Source organism: Lachnoclostridium phytofermentans ISDg (assembly GCF_000018685.1).
In the GTDB taxonomy this organism is placed as follows: domain Bacteria; phylum Bacillota; class Clostridia; order Lachnospirales; family Lachnospiraceae; genus Lachnoclostridium; species Lachnoclostridium phytofermentans.
Genome location: NC_010001.1, coordinates 1,291,161 through 1,309,110, shown reverse-complemented (window position 1 = coordinate 1,309,110; position 17,950 = coordinate 1,291,161). Strand labels below are relative to the sequence as shown.

The window sequence follows — 17,950 nt, the reverse complement described above, 5'->3', positions numbered from 1 at the left end:
GAAAAAGGGCTATGCTTCTTTCACATAGCCCCATTCCCCTAACAATAGAAAGTTCAAAATATATTTTCTATTGTTTTAATCAAAAATCTTTATTCCTTGTTTATTTAATTGTTCTATCTTTTGGTGAACTTTCTGCAGTAATCCAAGTATCTGAGTAGAAACAACAGATGCCTCATTATATAAATCATTCGCCATCTTTCTATCTTGTGCTTTTACAGCTTTTATTACCTTATCTCCCATTCTATGGAATTGATCATGGAATCCATCGATTTCTTTCCATTCCTTCTCAATTGCTTCATGATCTATAACAAGTGCATGATAGAAATGTCCAAATGCACACTTATGTGAATTCGTTTGTATAGGTGCTATCTTCATGTTATCCACAATATTCTTTAAATTAACCATCCACTCAGAGTGAGCCTTTACAGCCTTTTCAATCACAAGTTGAAGCTCTTCATTGGTAACTGCTTGATTACCTGTACTCAATCCTTCAAACATTTCTCTTATTTCATGTGATAGTCGATCGTCAATTTCAGAGATACTCTTTGAATATTTTACACTCTCCTGAGCATCCTTAGAAACTTCCTGTGTCATTTCAGTAAGACGTTGCGCATCGGAGCTGGATGTTTCCATCGCGCTGCTAATCTCATTAGCTGCAAGTTTAATTCCTTGCATTGAATTATGTATGTCCCCAACACTAGACACAACACCCTGGAGCATTTCGATATTCTCACCAATCGTCTCGGATACCATATCAATCTTATCACTCATTTGACTGGTAGATTCCATAGCTCGATCCATGCTTTCTTTTCCTTCTCTCGAAGCATTGTGGATATCATCTACGAAAGCTCTCATTCCTTCCAGGTTATGCTTTGTATCATCCGCTAACTTACGAACTTCTTCTGCTACAACAGAAAAACCTTTTCCCTGTTCTCCCGCTCTTGCTGCTTCTATCGCTGCATTTAACGCTAACAAATTTGTTTGATTTGCAATTGTTTGAACACTTTCAACAATCTTACCAACCTCAGTTGCCAAAACAACAAGTTGCTCAATTTTGTCGTTCATAATCTTAGTATCTAGAATAACATTTTCTTTTAGTGCAGTAACATCTTCTAATAATTCTTTACTATTATTATTCTTAGAGGCTAGAATTTCAGATTCATTTGACAGTTTCTCTAAGGTACCTGCTGTATAATCAATCGTTTCATTTACTTGATTCATAGTTGCAGTCGTCTCTTCCACAATAGCGAGATTGGATTCACTGACAGAAGACATTTCAGTCGCAAAATCCATTAATTTCGTTGAAATATAAGACATTCCCACATCAAAACTACTGATGGAACTTGCAATATCCAATACTTCTTTTGCCGCCTTTGACATCCTTTTTTCATTCTCAATCAAGGTATTAAAATCTTTAATTACCCGACTATGAATCACATGATTGCTTGAAGGACAACAACCACAATCTTTGCCTGCCATAGCATCCTCTACATACTGTAAGATGCCATCCATCTCAGCGCAAGAACCTCTTCGTCTCAATCTCATAGTGTTTTCTCCTTTTACATTTACATTGTATTTTAATTACAATAATATCCATGATATAATGATTTTCTGCACTATTTAATCATTTGTATAACTTGCCATATTTTTGTGTATTTACTCAATAATTCCAATTATTATAATAATTATATCAATTAAATACGATTTCGTCACTAGTTTTTTCTGAGTTTCTCATTAATGTTTCCTGAGTTTTAAATTAATTTCTTCTGAGCTTCTCATTTAGTTTTTGATAGATTTGTTTCATCCACGGTTCACTACATGCAGTAACAGCTTCCTCCAATGTAAACCATCTAACACCGCTATTCTCATCTAATTTTACAGATAACTCTTGCTCCTCGTCAGCTTCTAACAGATACGTAACATTGATATGAAGATGAGAAGACACATACGAACCTCGTTTGATATGACCATCTACTGTAAGAATTTCAACAGAATATATGTCTGGGTTTACAGCAATTACATTCGTTAATCCGGTTTCTTCTTCCGCTTCTTTTATTGACACGTGTAGCAAATCTTCATCTCCATCTGCATGTCCACCTGTCCACGCCCAAGAATCATAGAGATTATGATACACCATAACTACCTTGGTTCTATCTTTATTAACTAACCATGAGGATGCAGAAAAATGTGCAATTTTATTATCCCGTGTAAAAACATTCTCTGAATGTTTCATAAACCACATCATCGCTTCTTTATCTTTCTCCTCTTGCTCATTGTATGGTTTATAATTTTGTAATTGTTCATATAATGTCATATTTATCTCCATTTCTTTACTTACTTGCACATACCATGTTTATAGCTGCATCACAGGCACAAAGTTAACCTTACTATCCATAGATTGGTTAACCTATTAGTATCATTTTTCGTTATGAGATATTTTTTATTCGTTAACGTACTTAGAAGTTTAATACATCATATAATGGCGCATTAAACTTCTTTCGATACTTATTCCTTTACATTTGAAACGTTCTATAATTGTTAATTGTAATTTACTATATCAAGAGGATACTTGGTTCTTTATATATCATTGTAAATAGAGTACTTGATTCTTTATATATCACTGTAAATAGTATATTTGATTCTATATATATCACTGTAAATAGAATACTTGATTCTATAATAATCTCTTATAATAGAATTCTCGATTTTTAACCTTTTTTATTCTACCACTAAATGACAAAAATTGCAAACTATCAAAATCACTCCTAACAATATAATTTTACGCTATTTCTACACATTCTCTACTACCTAATATCTTACTGTTGTATCCTCACTTACAACCTTTTGTATCATGACAAGGCAAGGGTTCCATTCATCCCATAATGTCTTAAAACATTCGAGTGGCCGAAATCCCATACTGTAATAGAATTCTCTTGTCTTAGCATAAAACGGATCTTTACTACTATCATCCAGCGTCTTAACCTGTAAATATTCTATCTTGTTGCTTTGACACCATTCATAAGCATATTCAAATAACATTTTACCGATTCCTTGTCTATGATAATTCGGAGTTATTCCCATAACATAGATTTCCGCACTATAATCATTATGTTTTTTCATTGAAAGAAATCCTACTGCCTCTGATTCTTGGTATGCAACCCACATAGGTAAGGAACCGCTATTTTCAACGTATTCATCGGTTGAACTTGGTATTCCAAACCATTCTGGTAACTTCATTAGTACTTCTTTAGCAATTATTTTTCGTTGTAACATATTCTCTGCTTGCTCTATTCTCATATAATTATCATGCCTTTCCTTAGCCTGCAAAATTGGGCGCAGGCACAAAATTGTGTGAACTAACTATCCCCGTTTCTGCTCTAAGTGCTTTTTATCTTAACAGGGTATCAAGATTTTCATTTAAAAAAATAAAAACAAATTTTGTGTCCCTTATGAATTTAGTATCAGCAAAAACTGATTTTGCAAAATCGAAAGTATGTTTTAACTGTAACTCAAACAGATTGAAATACGCAAAAAAGGCTGCAGAGAATCTCTGCAGCCTAAAATGTTTTGCCGAGAGATAAATTCAAAAGAAAACATACGAAAAAAGACTGCTTAATTAGCAGAGTTTCTACTAGCTTCACTTTTGATTTAATCTCGTTTCGTACATCAACAAAACAGCTTATGATTACACTGTATGTCAATGACGAGCAAAACACATCCTCTCAATTATATTTGAAAATCTTGATATTATTATGCTAACAATTGATAATAATTTTGTCAATTTAATTATGGAGAATACTTTTATTTTTATACCATTAAAATGCATCTGCATGCCAGCATTTCATCTAACATTTTGGGTGCATTTCATTCGCTACAATAGCCCTTGCGGGATTTTATAATATATTTTCTTCTATCCATGTGATTGATTTTATTGAGCTTGTTACTAAATCATAACTCATATCAGGATGTATGGTGTCCTCATGAGCTATCGTTATCACAGACATTGCAATTGCAATTTTTAAGGTATCCTGCGTGTCCAACCCTTTCATATATCCAAACCCCAAACCTGCAACACAAGAATCCCCTGCTCCGGTTACATTTACAACGGACACCTTATCCGTTTTTAATAAGCCTTCTGATTCACGGTCATTATAATAAACTCCTTGCATATCCAAGCTGATAAAGACTTTTTGTAAACCTTGGTCTAAAAAATACTTACCAGCTTTTCTTAAATCTTTCATGTCTTTTATTGGAAATCCGCACAAGATCTCAGCTTCTATACGATTTGGTTTTATCGTATGAAGGTATGGAATTAGATGCTTAACAGATTTTGCTTTAGTTGAAGAGACAGGATCCATAATAAACTTAGTTTTCCCATAAAATTTCTTTAATACATACTCAAGAAGCGGTGGATTGTCTGCATCGAGAACTACATATTCCGCTTGTTCAAACAATTCAGCCTTAGAATCTATAAACTCCTTTGTAATATATTCTGTAACCTTCATATCTACAATACCGGCTTCAAGTTCCCCTTCTTCATTGAGGATTGCCATATAGGTTGGTGTAGACTCTCCTTTTACAATCAATGAATCTTTCATATCAAGCTGCATCTTATTAGCATGCTCTAATAAACTTCTTCCTTTTTCGTCATCACCAACTACAGAAATAAACTTTGTATTTACTCCCACTCTTGCTAAATTCTCTGCAATATTTCTGCAAACGCCTCCAAAGGAAATTCTAACCTTACCAGGATTTGAATCGTTTGGTTTAAAGCTTTGATTAGTAAATCCTATGATATCATATATTGAAACTCCAAAAACTAAGATATATGGTTCTTTCTCACAAAACATCTTTTTTCTCCTATATTCAATTCTTTTCTCGTAATGCGTATTTTACATGAAATTCTTTGCTGTGACAACAGTAAATTATTTCTCCTGTTTCGCAATAGGAGTATTTTAGTCTTTGTAGTAATTCTATCACCAATATCTTTCCAATACCTTTCCCTTGATACTCAGGTAATACCTGAATCCATTCAAAGATTCCTTCTTTCACTTCTTCATCAAAATCAGCAATCCCAAGTGCAATCACCCCAACACCTATTTTACTTATAGTTACCCAAGTGGTTGGTGAAAATACGCTCTCGTTCATCCACTTACTCACCTCATCCTTAGAAACCCGGATGTTCTCATAGCATTGATTAATAAAGTTTGCGACAAATTCTAATTGATCTATCTTCACGACATCAATTTCAAGAGAGGAATCCAATATCAATCGTGGAACCTCATTTAAACGATGTATTAGCTTAAAGTAATGTTTCTTGGTGTAATTTCTATAATCCGATTCCTTATACTGCTCCTCATGAACTATCTTTATTGTGCTTAAATTACCATACTTTTGCTCTTTCCAAAAAGGCAAGGATGCCATCCTGCCAGGATTTTTTAAGTATTCAGATTTTGTCATACCTGCTTCCCTCCTTATAACCTAATTACTATGGTTTAATTCCGATTATTTTAGTGATTTCTTTAAATTCATCAGTCTCCATTATATATTTTATTAATGTTGGCTGTATGTCCGGATAGGTCCATTGTTCAGGGATTTTAGTAAGTATAACAACTTTCTCCATCTCATAGTTTGGAAGATCCCCAAATTCAAAAACATCTACAAGATAAAGCATTCCAAAATTTACCATGATATATAGCTACTAAAACTGCAAATTTAAGTTTACGATCTTCTACAGTAGGATAAAACTGTACAGTAGTCTTCTGATTCATATTTTTCTCTCCTATACACTTACTACATTACATTTTACTAAAAACGATTTTTAAATACAACCAATTGACTAGTAGATGATATGTTTATAATTTAACATTCTGCCGTATAGAAACAAGGCTTTAATTAACATTAAAGTATCTATTATACCCATTAATATCGCTTTTCCTTATATGTCTTATATTTTATTTCGATTTATTTGTTATTTATTTAACATTTTTCTATTGACCTCATCTTTTCTATGTGTTATTCTTTTGTTAATTGTTTAACAAATAATCTACGATACATAGAAGGAGGAAAAAATTATGGCACGTTTTACACTACCAAGAGATTTATATCATGGAAAGGGTTCTCTTGCGGAACTAAAAAATTTAACAGGTAAAAAAGCAATTATCGTTGTTGGAGGCGGCTCCATGAAACGTTTTGGATTTTTGGATAGAGCCATTGATTACATAAAAGAAGCTGGTATGGAAGTCTCTTTGTTTGAAAATGTAGAGCCAGACCCTAGTGTAGAAACTGTAATGAAGGGTGCTGCTGCGATGAGAGAATTCGAGCCGGATTGGATTATATCCATGGGTGGCGGTTCTCCAATTGATGCAGCAAAAGCAATGTGGGCATTCTATGAATATCCAGACACAACATTCGAAGATTTGATTGTTCCATTTAACTTCCCAACCCTACGTACAAAAGCAAAATTCTGTGCTATCCCATCTACCTCTGGAACAGCAACTGAAGTGACTGCTTTTAGCGTAATTACAGACTATCACAAGGGTATTAAATATCCTCTGGCAGACTTTAATATTACACCAGATGTTGCAATCGTAGATCCTGATTTAGCAGAGACAATGCCTGCAAAACTCACCGCACATACTGGCATGGATGCTATGACACACGCTGTGGAAGCATATGTTTCCACACTACATTGCGATTATACCGATCCTCTTGCAATGCATGCTATCCGTATGGTTCATGAATATTTAAAGTCTTCTTATGATGGCAATATGGATGCACGTGATAAGATGCACAATGCACAATGTTTAGCTGGTATGGCATTCTCCAACGCATTACTTGGTATTGTTCACTCCATGGCTCATAAAACCGGCGCTGCCTACTCAGGAGGTCATATTGTTCATGGTTGTGCAAATGCAATGTATCTACCAAAAGTTATTAAATTTAATTCTAAAAATGAAGATGCAGCGAAACGTTACGCTGAAATCGCAACTGCACTTTTCTTAAAAGGCAATACGACTACAGAACTTGTAGATGCTCTAATTGAAGAATTAAATCAGATGAACCGCTCCTTGAATATTCCAAGCTGTATCAAGGAATATGAAAATGGTATCATCGATGAAAAAGAATTCTTAGAAAAATTACCTGAAGTCGCTGCAAATGCTATCTCTGATGCTTGTACTGGATCAAATCCAAGAATCCCAACACAAGAAGAGATGGAGAAGTTATTAAAAGCATGCTTCTATAACGAAGAGATTACTTTCTAACTTTATCTTAATACATCCTATAAAATCCAAGTGAGCTTGTTAACTCTCTCTCAAGCTTCACTTGGATTTTATTTTCACTTGGATTTATTTTCCTTAGATTAATTCTGCCTGAACTATGTTTTTTTTCATTTATATCTAGTATACTAATACAAATTAACATCAAAGGACGGACCAAATTCTATGGAAATACATTTAGATCTATATAAAACAATGGCTCTGGTTTCCATTGTATTTTATATCGGAAGATATTTACACAATAAAATAACAATAATTAAAAAATACTGTATTCCGCCCTCTGTTGTTGGTGGAATTCTGTTCTCAGTCTTAGTATTAGTATTAAAAGTAACCAATCTAGCAACTATAACATTGGATACTACACTACAACCGATTTTTATGACTGCCTTTTTTACTAGTATCGGATTTACAGCAAGTTTTAAGACCTTAAAAAAGGGAGGGTTAAAAGTTATCACCTTTTTAGGTCTTTCAATACTTCTTGTTGTTCTCCAAAATTCGATAGGAGTGTCTTTGGCGTCGTTATTCAATTTTTCTCCACTTCTTGGTCTTTGTACCGCTTCTATCCCAATGGTCGGCGGGCATGGTACTGCTGGCTCTTTTGGACCGATTTTAGAAAACTTAGGTGTCTCTGGTGCCACTACAGTATCAATTGCCTCCGCAACTTTTGGACTTATCATGGGAAGCATTGTTGGTGGATTAGTTGCCAGAACCCTGATTCATCGTAAAAAACTAGTAACGGCACATGATGAATTTTCTAATAATCAGCCAGATACTGTTGGAGATTATAATGAAGAAAATCATAATATACTATCTTTTAAGAAATTAATGACGGGCGCTTGTTTATTGTTTTTAGCTATGGGGCTTGGATCCTATTTATCTGGATGGATCGAAAACTTAGAGCTAACGTTCCCTTCCTATATTGGAGCAATGGTCGTTGCTGCTATCATCCGCAATCTCTATGATATGAGACGTATAGAGATAGTAGAAAAAGAAATTGAAACTCTTGGTGGACTTAGTCTCTCCTTCTTTTTAACTATGGCACTTATGGGCTTAAAGCTATGGGAATTGTTTGATTTAGCTTTACCACTTATTATTTTACTAATTGCACAAGTACTTTTGACTGGACTTTTTGCTTATTTTATTACATTCCGTGTTATGGGAAATAATTATGAAGCAGCTGTTTTTTCATCTGCTCTCTGTGGTTTTGGTATGGGTGCAACACCGAATGCGATTGCAAATATGGACGAGCTTACAAATCGATATGGCTTTGTACCAACTCCTTACTTTGTTGTACCAATTGTCGGATGTCTCTTTATTGATTTTGCAAACTCAGCAGTTATAACGATATTTATTAATTTTTTGAAATAATTAAGCAGGGTTGTCGCAAGATGATTCTTCATTAGCAACGCAGATAATAAAATAGTATTTGTAATATAAAAAGGTACCTTAAGATGGCTTTACAAACCAAATTTAGGTACCTTTTTGTACATTATTTTTTTAAGAGAAGAATTATCTTATTGATCAAACAGTTTTGTAGGCGTTATACTTCGAATTCTGAGTGACGACAACAATATCGTTATCGCTGAAACTAGGATAATACCAAGAGGAATGAAAACAATATATTGATATGGCATAATAAAGTTAACCTTCATGATGCCATTACTTGCAAGTAGCGAACGAGTAATAGGATTTGACATAAGAACACCAAGTACTAATCCAATCAAACTTCCAAGTAAGATCACTGGCAAATAACTGTATCCTACATGCAGCATAAGTTGAGAAGTAGTGTATCCAAGTGCTTTATAGATACCATATTGCTTTTGCTCCTTTATAATTTTTACTTTAATTAAAAGAAGCAAAATCAATACTACCGTGATTGCTGTTATACCTCCACACACGATACAAAGTGTCGAAATTGAACCGTTAAATGATTCCATAACTGTGTTAATTGAATCTTCTAGATTAATAATTAGTTTATCAATATCAGTGAACTCATCATTTAGTTTTTTAATAAAGGTTTTTACATCCACTCCATCTGCTAGATAAATGGAAGCCATCGTTATCTTATAATTTGGTCTTAGTCTCTTCACACCTTCTGTTGTTAGACTGGCACCCTTTCCAAGCCCATTAATATGTTGTTTCACACCAACGATTAAATATTGCTCTTCACTCCCAAAGGAGGACACTGTGACACTGTCACCTAGCTCTAATCCAAGGTCATCTAATGTTTTATTGCTAATCACGATCTCATTATCATATTCGGCAAGTCTACCAGCTACTAATGTTTTTATCTCAAGCAACGAAAAATCATCCGTCACCTCAACTCGTACCTGGCTTTCCTTCTCTCCATTTTTTAATAGCATATCCTCCCAAATGTAGTCATAAACCTTAATAACTTCATCCATTTCCTTTACTTGATGAATAACCTTGTCATAGTCTTTTGCATCTATTGACATTTGAATTTCTGAGGTTTCCATCCCGACTAAATTTAGTAATGCGGTATCATCAATTACAAAATTATAATACATAGCAATTGCATATACACAAGCAAATGTTAAAAGAGAAATAATCACCGACATAACAATGTTTTGTTTTCTATTGAATAAAAGTCCTTTCATACCAATAGAAAAGTTAAGGTTAAGTTTTGATTTTTCTAGCGGAAGATAATTTCTCTTAAAGTTATGTGTTTCTATACCACTACGGAGGGCTACCAAAGGAGTAATTCTTTTTAATTTTCTTGCAGTCATAGCGGTGACAATAAGAATCAGAAGCAGATTTATAAGAAAACTAAAAATAATACCTAGATTGCTAATATGCCCATTCCATTGTAGTCCAATCGATGCTGATATAATATTACCAACTGGCGAAGAAGCTGCAATTGCTACAACTAACCCTATCAGAATACCACCTAACGTGAGCATTATGAATTCAAGTAATAAAGAGTATTTTATCTGTCTCGTTGTATAACCGATTGCCTCGAGGGACCCAATATTTTTTATATTTTTTTCCAAATGTACAATAATCGAAAATCGGATTACTACCAAAGCAATTGTTAAAAGTATCAGGGAAAATGCTATTAATATGACCATAAGAATGTTAACAAACATCGTTGTACCTTCTTTAAATGTGTCATAAGCTAAGATCTGTAAATAATCATTCTCTCCCGTTACCATACTCTTAAATTGAAGCCCAAAGCTTCTCTCAAATTCTTCGCTGCTGGTTCCATCCAGACGAATATTAATAACACTTTGTTTTGCACTATCCGTCACTTCTTCTCTAAGAGTTTGAAAATCAGAGTCATTAACAAAAAACTGATACATCGAAACATTACTTGGTGTAGCAAAAATAACATTTTCATAAAATCCAGCAATTACAAAAGTGTGAGTCCGATTTTCAACAGTAATCTCAATCACATCACCAGTTTCATAATGATCAGCAGTTTTTAAGATATAAGGTGCCAAAATCCCATTTTCTAATTTTTCTTCGGTCTCATCAAGAATTGGAATCTGACTAATATTATAAGAATCACTTGCATTTAAAACAATCGTAATCAGATTTTTTTCCTTATCCTGCTTAGTTTTATTAATAATCTTCGGTGAGGTATAATAGATACTGTCATGAACTTCATATTGGTCAACGTCTTTCCTTTGGTTAAGTATCGTAATCGCGTTATCTAAGCTTGAATTTCCAACAATCACAGTACTGTCAGCACCTTGAAGCCTATCATTTTTTTCATCAACAAATTCGTTAAGCTGACTCTCTATCCCTATTCCTGTATACATCATGAAAGTGGACAGTATAACTAAAAGAACCAATATAATAGAGGTAGCGAGTGAACTTTTGATATTGTTCTTTGCAATCAAAAATAGCTTCATACTTACCACCCCATTTTCTGCAAGAATTCATGTAGATTGGCGTGGCGATCAGGATCATTCTTCTTGTAAACACCTAAGTTACACTCATCAAGTATCACACCATCTTTCAGGTAAAGAATACGATTTGCCCTTCTTGCAGTCTTAATGTCGTGAGTAACCATAACAATGGATTGACCATTTTCATTTATCTTTGTCATTACATCTAAGACATGAGTAGCATTCTCAGAGTTAAGCGCACCGGTTGGTTCGTCAGCAAATACGATTTCCGGTTCATTTATTAATGCTCTTACAATTGCAACTCTTTGTGCCTCTCCACCAGATAGCTGGGAAGGGAACTTATTATAACATTTTTCATCTAAACCAACATCCGAAAGTAACTCCTTTGCTCTCTTAGTGATAGTCTTTCGGTCTTTACTTACCAGTAACCCACTGACTAAAATATTATCTAGAATACTCATCGTTTCGTTTAAATAAATCTGCTGAAAGATAAATCCGCAATGAGATCTCCGAAATACAGCTAGTTTATCATTGGAGTATTGACTAATCTTAGTGTCTCGAAAAATAATTTCACCAAGCGTTGGACGGTCCATACCGGATAATGCATACAGTAAAGTTGATTTTCCTGATCCGGAACTCCCCATGATAACAGTAAAATCTCCTTCTTTTATCTGGATATTAAGATTCTTTAACACATGCTGTTGTATACTTCCAGTCGAAAATGTTTTACATAACATTTTCGCTTCTAAAATAGTTGGCATCCTTCATTCCTCCATATAATATTGACTAAATTATTGAAACAAAAGTATGTTTCAATAATCCGTTTGACGGTGCAAAAAACGCACCTTTTATCAGATTGAAAAGCAACTACTGATAACTACATTATACGTTTGGAACCTTAAACAGTCTTTTTCCGTTCCTTATGAAATCCTTATCTGTTTCTTAAATCTTTGGCACCTAATCCTCCCAAACGAAGATATAAGGTAACCACAAAGCCCTGCTCACAATATACCTCCAGGCTCCCTTTCATCCCTTCCATAAACTGTTTCGCTAGATATAATCCAAGCCCAGAACCATTCGTTTTCGAGCTATTCTTACCACGATAGAATTTCTCACATAGCATAGGCAGATCACTTTCTTCGACCTCTTCCCCAAAATCACGAATGGTTATTTTTAGATACTCTTGTTCCACTTTACTGCTTACTTCTATTTTACTTCCTGCATATTTATAAGAATTATTGATGATGTTATCAATCACTTGGCTTAGTCTTAAAGCATCGCAATAAATCAAACATTCTGGAATTGGATTGATTTTATGTATCTTACTATAATGATTCATCTGCTCCAGAATTTCATCAAGAATTGTGCTCATTTCTTCCTTACAGATAATTTTTAGAACAGTTAAATCCTCTAATGTTGCATGAAACATATCACTGATGAGATGATCAATCATATCCGCTTTCTCATCAATAATTTGAACCTTTCGTATGGTATCTTCCTCGTTACTTTTTACAGTTATTAATTCACAATATGCTTTTATTGTGGAAACGGGCGTTTTTATATCGTGGGAGAGACTGGCAACAAGCTCTTTTTTACTCTTATTCGCCTCATATTCTCCTAATCTTGATGCTTTTAGCTCTTCTCTCATGATGTCAAAACTCTCTGTGAAGGCACCGAAATAATTCTTTTTTTGCATATGTAGTGGAAAATCCAGATTCCCTGCAGCAATTCTGGTGGCAAAACTCTTAAGACTTATAAATGGCTTTACAAAACGAATATAAACAAATGCACCTAATCCCCAGATAAACAATAAAAGACTTCCAAACAATATTGTACTCATCCGAAGCAAGTGATTTCTAAGAGCTTCCTCTGCCATGGTATCAAGTGGAAATAAAATCTTACCTATCATTGTATCACCACTTTTTATGTCCATTATCGTAGTTCTATCAGCTAAACCTTTATATATCGTTTTATCATATTCGGGATTATTGCAGAGGATAATTTTAAAATCATAATTAGATTTTTCTATCTTCGTATTCTCTATATCAGAGACTGAGTTTCCTTCTTGGAGGCCTTTTTCAACACATTTTGCAATCGCATTCATCTGGGTAATATCTAATTTTGATACCTTTTGCTTCATAAGATATCCAATCGTTATCATATAACACCCAATTAAGAATAAGGTTATTCCAATCATCCACCGTTTCAGTTTCATAATTCCATCCGATATCCTGTTCCCCAGATTGTCTTAATGATTTCCGGATTATTTGGATCTTTTTCTATTTTCTCTCTTAGCTTTCTGATATGTACATTTAGCGTACCGTCACTAAAGAATGCATCACCCCAAACATTTGCAAATAATTCATCCTTTGTTATAACGATGTTTGGATGTTGAAATAGATAAAGAAACAACTTAAACTCTTTATTTTTTAACTCTATTTCCATATCTTCCACATATACTTTTCTAGCTTTTACATCTACTCGTATTCTTCCCGATTGCATTGGCAGTCTTTCTTTCGTATCCTCAAGCCTTTTTAATACCACCTTAACCTTAGCAAGTAATACACTAAGCGCATATGGTTTTTTAATATAATCATCACCACCGATATTAAGTGCCATTAAGATGTCATCATCACTTTGTCTTGCACTAATAAAAAAGATTGGAATATCAGAAAATTCACGTATCTCTTTACACAATAAAAAACCGCTATCCTCTTGTAAATTGATATCTAATAAAATCAATTTAACCTCATGCTCCTTAAGAAACTTAAGACAGTCCTGTTTATTCGTCACATAGGCTGCTGATACACCAAACATATTAAAATACTCACAGGTTGCGATAGCTAACTCCTTCTCATCATCTACCACCAGACATGTATATGTCATGATTACCTCCCCATTCCCCCTTTGGATTCAATTAATAATATAGTAAGAAACTGTCCAATTCCGCCAAACCACCAGTAGGTCACTCATTTTAGAAAAACGGTTGTTGCCTTCTTCTTGATGAACTACCTCACAATTCCTCTACGATTTCTATCTCATCAACACTCACCTTTACCTTTCGGCCTTGATTTTTCAGTTTTACCCTATAATGTTTAGTCTCATTTTTAACTATGCCCAACTTCTTTTTTATTAGGTCAATTTCAAAATCATTTGTTTGGTATTTATTGAAAGCATTTTGCTGTGACTTCAACTGACAATATATGTATATTGTGAATCCCAAATAAGCGATTATTATCAAAATTATGAGATTAAATGAAGAATAACCATAACCATCATTTTGTGCATAATTATATCCGTCGAAATATAGATTCACTTGTCGCTCATGCAATACATCAAAATCTATCGAGGAAGTGATATATTCGCTTCCACTATCTTGCTTCATGTCAATTATCCCTTGCTTATAACCCTCAGCATAAAATTCATCGTTGTTTAATAGATATTTATGCTGTGCTATTTTGCTTTCGTAATCTAATGTTATCTGCATCATACCTGGTAAACATAAAGATAATGTTAAAAAAATCGCACCTGTGATAACAGATATATAAAAAGACTGATACAGCCCCAATCCATTTTGCAAATATTGCAATCGTTTCAGTAATTCTTTCTCAGAATAATCTTTTTTCTCTGTCTCATTATAATTTTTCTCAAGTTGATCTTTCATATTTTTTTGTTTTTCACAATAATTTTGATGTTTGGAGAAGCATTTTTCAATTTTACGGTAATCTTTTTTTATTCTTCTTTTGTTAAACATATTAATTCCTAATAATCGTTTTATAATTCCTATGTACTTCATTTCATTTTCTCCTACTACTATTATATTTGTAAGAATTTATTAAAATCAAATAAACGTAATCAGTACTATTCGCCATTTTTTCTATATTTTTCATCTCCACTATTTCACTAATTCTATCAGGAAACTCATTCTCTTCTGCCACAATCACCCTCTTATAAAAATCTAATCAATCCTCAAATGCTGAATGCTCGTGAATTGATGTAACACTCATCACTTTTCCAAAAATAGGCCGACGTTTAAAAACGATAAAATTCTACACTTATTTCATTCATAGCCTACATACATTCAACATAAAAAAGTGATACACCTTGAAAATGAGGCATTTATTCAGCCTTTACATTTCAAATTATATCACTTTTTTGAAATTGTACAAGAAATGTCCCCTACAACTCTATCATTTGAAAGCATTCTACAATATTCATAACAGAATTCATGGATAAAGTTTATTTGACTTCTTTTCAGGTGTGAGTATCCTCACATCAAGTAGAACATTTATAAAGAAATGTTTCATAATTTCCTTGTAACCTATCTTATCTTTTCAATTTTTATTTGATCGTGTGGATTTACTAAAAAGGATTGCAAGAATTCCACATACCCCCATAAGTATAGGATAGAAGAGATATGGTATTATTTCCATTGGTGTAATTGCAATACCAACAGCTGCTGCACCTGCACTCGCATACAAAAGCTGTGCTCCATATGGAATGATTCCTTGCCAAACAGAGGTAAAGATATCAAGTAATGCAGCTGTTCTTTTTGGTTCAATATCAAACTCTTCCGAAATATCCTTGGCAATTGGTCCAGCCATAACTATCGCAATGGTATTATTTGCAGTAGAAATATCTACTAAGGAACTTAACGCTGCTATTCCAAGTTGAGCCCCTTTGTTTGTTTTTACTCGCTTCTTAATTAAGGATAAGATATAATCAATACCTCCATTTTCCTTCACTAAGCCTATAATACCTGCAACCACTATAGAAATTGCTGTGATATCATACATACTCATGATACCACCTTTGCCATCAGTACCACTTGCTATTACGGTAAATATCGATGCAAATGGAATTGTTCCGCTCAATACCCCAACAAGAATAGAGCATAATGTTCCAAGCAAAAGAACAACAAATACATTAAAACCAATTAAAGCTCCGATTAGAACGACCAAGTATGGTATAATTCGAAATAGATTATAATCTAGATCACCAACAATATTATAATCGGATTTCCCTGCTAATAGAAGAAATAGAATAATTGTAACGATAGCAGCTGGCAATACAATCCAAAAATTCTCTTTAAACTTATCTTTCATTTCACAACCTTGTGTCTTCGTAGCAGCAATGGTCGTATCAGAAATCATAGAAAGATTATCTCCAAACATAGCACCACAAACTACAGCACCAATACACATTGCCATAGAAAATCCAGTTTTATCACCAACTCCAACCGCTATTGGTGTTAATGCTGCAATTGTACCAACGCTTGTCCCCATTGCGACCGAGATAAAGCAAGCAATAATAAAAATCCCTGCTACTGCAATACTCGGTGGCATAATGGATAATCCAAAATTCACCGTGCTTTCTACTCCTCCTGCTGCCTGAACCGCACCTGAAAATGCCCCAGCTAGTATAAATATCAAGCACATTGTCATGACATTTTCATCTCCCATACTTTGTGTCACAACACGTAGCTTATCATTTAGGCTTTTTTTCGGGTTTTGAATCAATGCTACAGCAAGTGCGATTAAAAACGCAACAATGGCAGGCATTGCATAGAAATTTTGAAATAAAATTCCGCTACCTATAAATAATATCAAAAAAACTCCTATTGGGAGTAAACCACTTAATTTACCCTGTCTCACAAGATGCTCCTTTCCTATCAAGTACTCTGTTGTAGTTTCCCTTACCTTAATCACCTACATTCCTATGAACCAAAAATATTTCTATTTTTCATTGCTTGATAGGTTACGCACAATAAGGTACCTTAATACATAAATTTACCGTCACAAACCAGGTTAATGATTTGTAACGGTTCTTATCAATACTTATTATATTACTAGGAAATGCTTCTGTTTGTCAAACTCTTTTCGTCAAGCTTTTCTCTTTTTCGTTATCTTTCTCGGGTTTACGATAATTCGCTTCACTCCTATTTGTTCTTATATCTCTTGAATCAACAGACCCTTACCTATCACGCAAGTATATTAATAACAACATAAAATATTACCTCTTATTTTGTATAAAAAAAAGGAAACCATCACATATGTCTTACAGACATCCTGTTACGGTTTCTCATAATATCTTATATTATACTATTTTTAATAATTCTTGAAACGAGTTAAGGTTATACTCTGCAATCTTATACTTAATAGCATCCCCAACTGCTATTGTTTTAAACCCTCCGGCAATAGCTGCTTCAACACCAGATTTAGCATCCTCAACAACATAACACTGTTCACACGGAATATTCATATATTCAGCTGCTTTAATAAAGACCTCCGGATCTGGTTTGCTCTTTGTTATATTATTTCCATCTGATACTGCATCAAAATAATTATCTAATCCTATTTTCTCTAAAATTATTTTTGCATTTCTACTCGAGGAACCTATAGCAAGTTTATACCCTTTCTCTCGTAATCTATCAAGCGTATCTTTTACTTCATAACTTAAATCTTTTTCACCCATATTATTTAGTAGAGATTGATATATCTTATTTTTATAATCCGCCAATGTGACTTTTTCATCTTCTGTAAACAACTTCTCTGACTTTTCAAGTAACACTTCTAAACTTTCCATCCTGCTAACCCCTCTTTGTCGGTTATTATCCATCCGACTAAAGGAAACTCCTAGTTTTTTAGCAAGCACTTTCCATGCCTCGTAATGATATTCATCAGTCGAGCATATCACGCCATCTAAATCAAATATAAAACCTTTCATATTCTCCCCCCTTTCTTTTGAATCTAGAGATTTTTGTCTATGACTTTGTTATTCCTATCTGTCTTTCCTAAA

The 17,950-nt window shown here is 33.9% G+C and carries 16 protein-coding genes; 2 read left to right on the top strand and 14 right to left on the bottom strand.

Annotation, left to right across the window (positions count from 1 at the left end; translation table 11 throughout):
* Positions 1–75 precede the first annotated feature (75 nt).
* The 6 genes from CPHY_RS05470 to CPHY_RS05445 all read right to left on the bottom strand — a co-directional run bounded on the left by CPHY_RS05470 (position 76) and on the right by CPHY_RS05445 (position 5,689).
* Positions 76–1,545, bottom strand: a complete 1,470-nt coding sequence (locus CPHY_RS05470) for a methyl-accepting chemotaxis protein (protein ID WP_012199061.1) — start codon at positions 1,543–1,545, stop codon at positions 76–78.
* A gap of 211 nt (positions 1,546–1,756) precedes the next feature.
* Positions 1,757–2,314 (bottom strand): NUDIX hydrolase, encoded by a 558-nt coding sequence (locus tag CPHY_RS05465; protein ID WP_012199060.1) that lies wholly within the window; start codon positions 2,312–2,314, stop codon positions 1,757–1,759.
* A 494-nt stretch (positions 2,315–2,808) separates the two neighbouring features.
* Positions 2,809–3,297 carry a GNAT family N-acetyltransferase gene (locus CPHY_RS05460; RefSeq protein ID WP_012199059.1) on the bottom strand — a complete coding sequence of 163 codons (489 nt, stop codon included), beginning with the start codon at positions 3,295–3,297 and terminating at the stop codon, positions 2,809–2,811.
* Positions 3,298–3,893: 596 nt separating this feature from the next.
* Positions 3,894–4,850: a carbohydrate kinase family protein gene (locus tag CPHY_RS05455; protein WP_012199058.1), complete on the bottom strand. Its 957-nt coding sequence runs from the start codon at positions 4,848–4,850 to the stop codon at positions 3,894–3,896.
* Between the two features lie 16 nt (positions 4,851–4,866).
* Positions 4,867–5,460, bottom strand: coding sequence for a GNAT family N-acetyltransferase (locus tag CPHY_RS05450; protein WP_012199057.1), 594 nt, complete (start codon positions 5,458–5,460; stop codon positions 4,867–4,869).
* A gap of 28 nt (positions 5,461–5,488) precedes the next feature.
* Positions 5,489–5,689 (bottom strand): NUDIX hydrolase, encoded by a 201-nt coding sequence (locus tag CPHY_RS05445; protein ID WP_012199056.1) that lies wholly within the window; start codon positions 5,687–5,689, stop codon positions 5,489–5,491.
* 385 nt (positions 5,690–6,074) lie between these two features.
* Here CPHY_RS05445 and CPHY_RS05440 point away from each other — a divergent pair, with 385 nt between their 5' ends.
* Both CPHY_RS05440 and gltS read left to right on the top strand, forming a co-directional pair.
* Entirely contained in the window at positions 6,075–7,265 is a 1,191-nt protein-coding gene (locus tag CPHY_RS05440; RefSeq protein WP_012199055.1) for an iron-containing alcohol dehydrogenase, read from the top strand.
* A gap of 180 nt (positions 7,266–7,445) precedes the next feature.
* Complete coding sequence (gltS, locus tag CPHY_RS05435; RefSeq protein WP_012199054.1) at positions 7,446–8,648, top strand: sodium/glutamate symporter; 1,203 nt, start codon at positions 7,446–7,448, stop codon at positions 8,646–8,648.
* Between the two features lie 146 nt (positions 8,649–8,794).
* On the opposite strand, the gene CPHY_RS05430 is transcribed toward gltS, so the two are convergent.
* From CPHY_RS05430 to pgmB, 8 genes are all read right to left on the bottom strand, one after another.
* Positions 8,795–11,155 (bottom strand): ABC transporter permease, encoded by a 2,361-nt coding sequence (locus CPHY_RS05430; protein ID WP_012199053.1) that lies wholly within the window; start codon positions 11,153–11,155, stop codon positions 8,795–8,797.
* Positions 11,156–11,157: 2 nt separating this feature from the next.
* A complete protein-coding gene (locus CPHY_RS05425) occupies positions 11,158–11,913 on the bottom strand; it encodes an ABC transporter ATP-binding protein (protein WP_012199052.1) in 756 nt (251 codons plus the stop codon).
* Positions 11,914–12,083: 170 nt separating this feature from the next.
* Positions 12,084–13,367: a HAMP domain-containing sensor histidine kinase gene (locus CPHY_RS05420; RefSeq protein ID WP_049762305.1), complete on the bottom strand. Its 1,284-nt coding sequence runs from the start codon at positions 13,365–13,367 to the stop codon at positions 12,084–12,086.
* Entirely contained in the window at positions 13,364–14,038 is a 675-nt protein-coding gene (locus CPHY_RS05415; RefSeq protein ID WP_012199050.1) for a response regulator transcription factor, read from the bottom strand. Before CPHY_RS05415 ends, CPHY_RS05420 begins: the two co-directional genes overlap by 4 nt.
* A gap of 127 nt (positions 14,039–14,165) precedes the next feature.
* Positions 14,166–14,948 carry a hypothetical protein gene (locus CPHY_RS05410; protein ID WP_012199049.1) on the bottom strand — a complete coding sequence of 261 codons (783 nt, stop codon included), beginning with the start codon at positions 14,946–14,948 and terminating at the stop codon, positions 14,166–14,168.
* Between the two features lies 1 nt (position 14,949).
* On the bottom strand, positions 14,950–15,090 hold the full coding sequence (locus CPHY_RS21630; protein WP_157668657.1) for a hypothetical protein: 141 nt from the start codon (positions 15,088–15,090) through the stop codon (positions 14,950–14,952).
* A 396-nt stretch (positions 15,091–15,486) separates the two neighbouring features.
* On the bottom strand, positions 15,487–16,824 hold the full coding sequence (locus tag CPHY_RS05405) for a Na+/H+ antiporter NhaC family protein (protein WP_041704042.1): 1,338 nt from the start codon (positions 16,822–16,824) through the stop codon (positions 15,487–15,489).
* A gap of 424 nt (positions 16,825–17,248) precedes the next feature.
* The gene (pgmB, locus tag CPHY_RS05400) at positions 17,249–17,878 is read right to left on the bottom strand and encodes a beta-phosphoglucomutase (RefSeq protein ID WP_012199047.1); all 630 of its coding nucleotides are present in this window, start codon (positions 17,876–17,878) and stop codon (positions 17,249–17,251) included.
* Between the last annotated feature and the right edge of the window lie 72 nt (positions 17,879–17,950).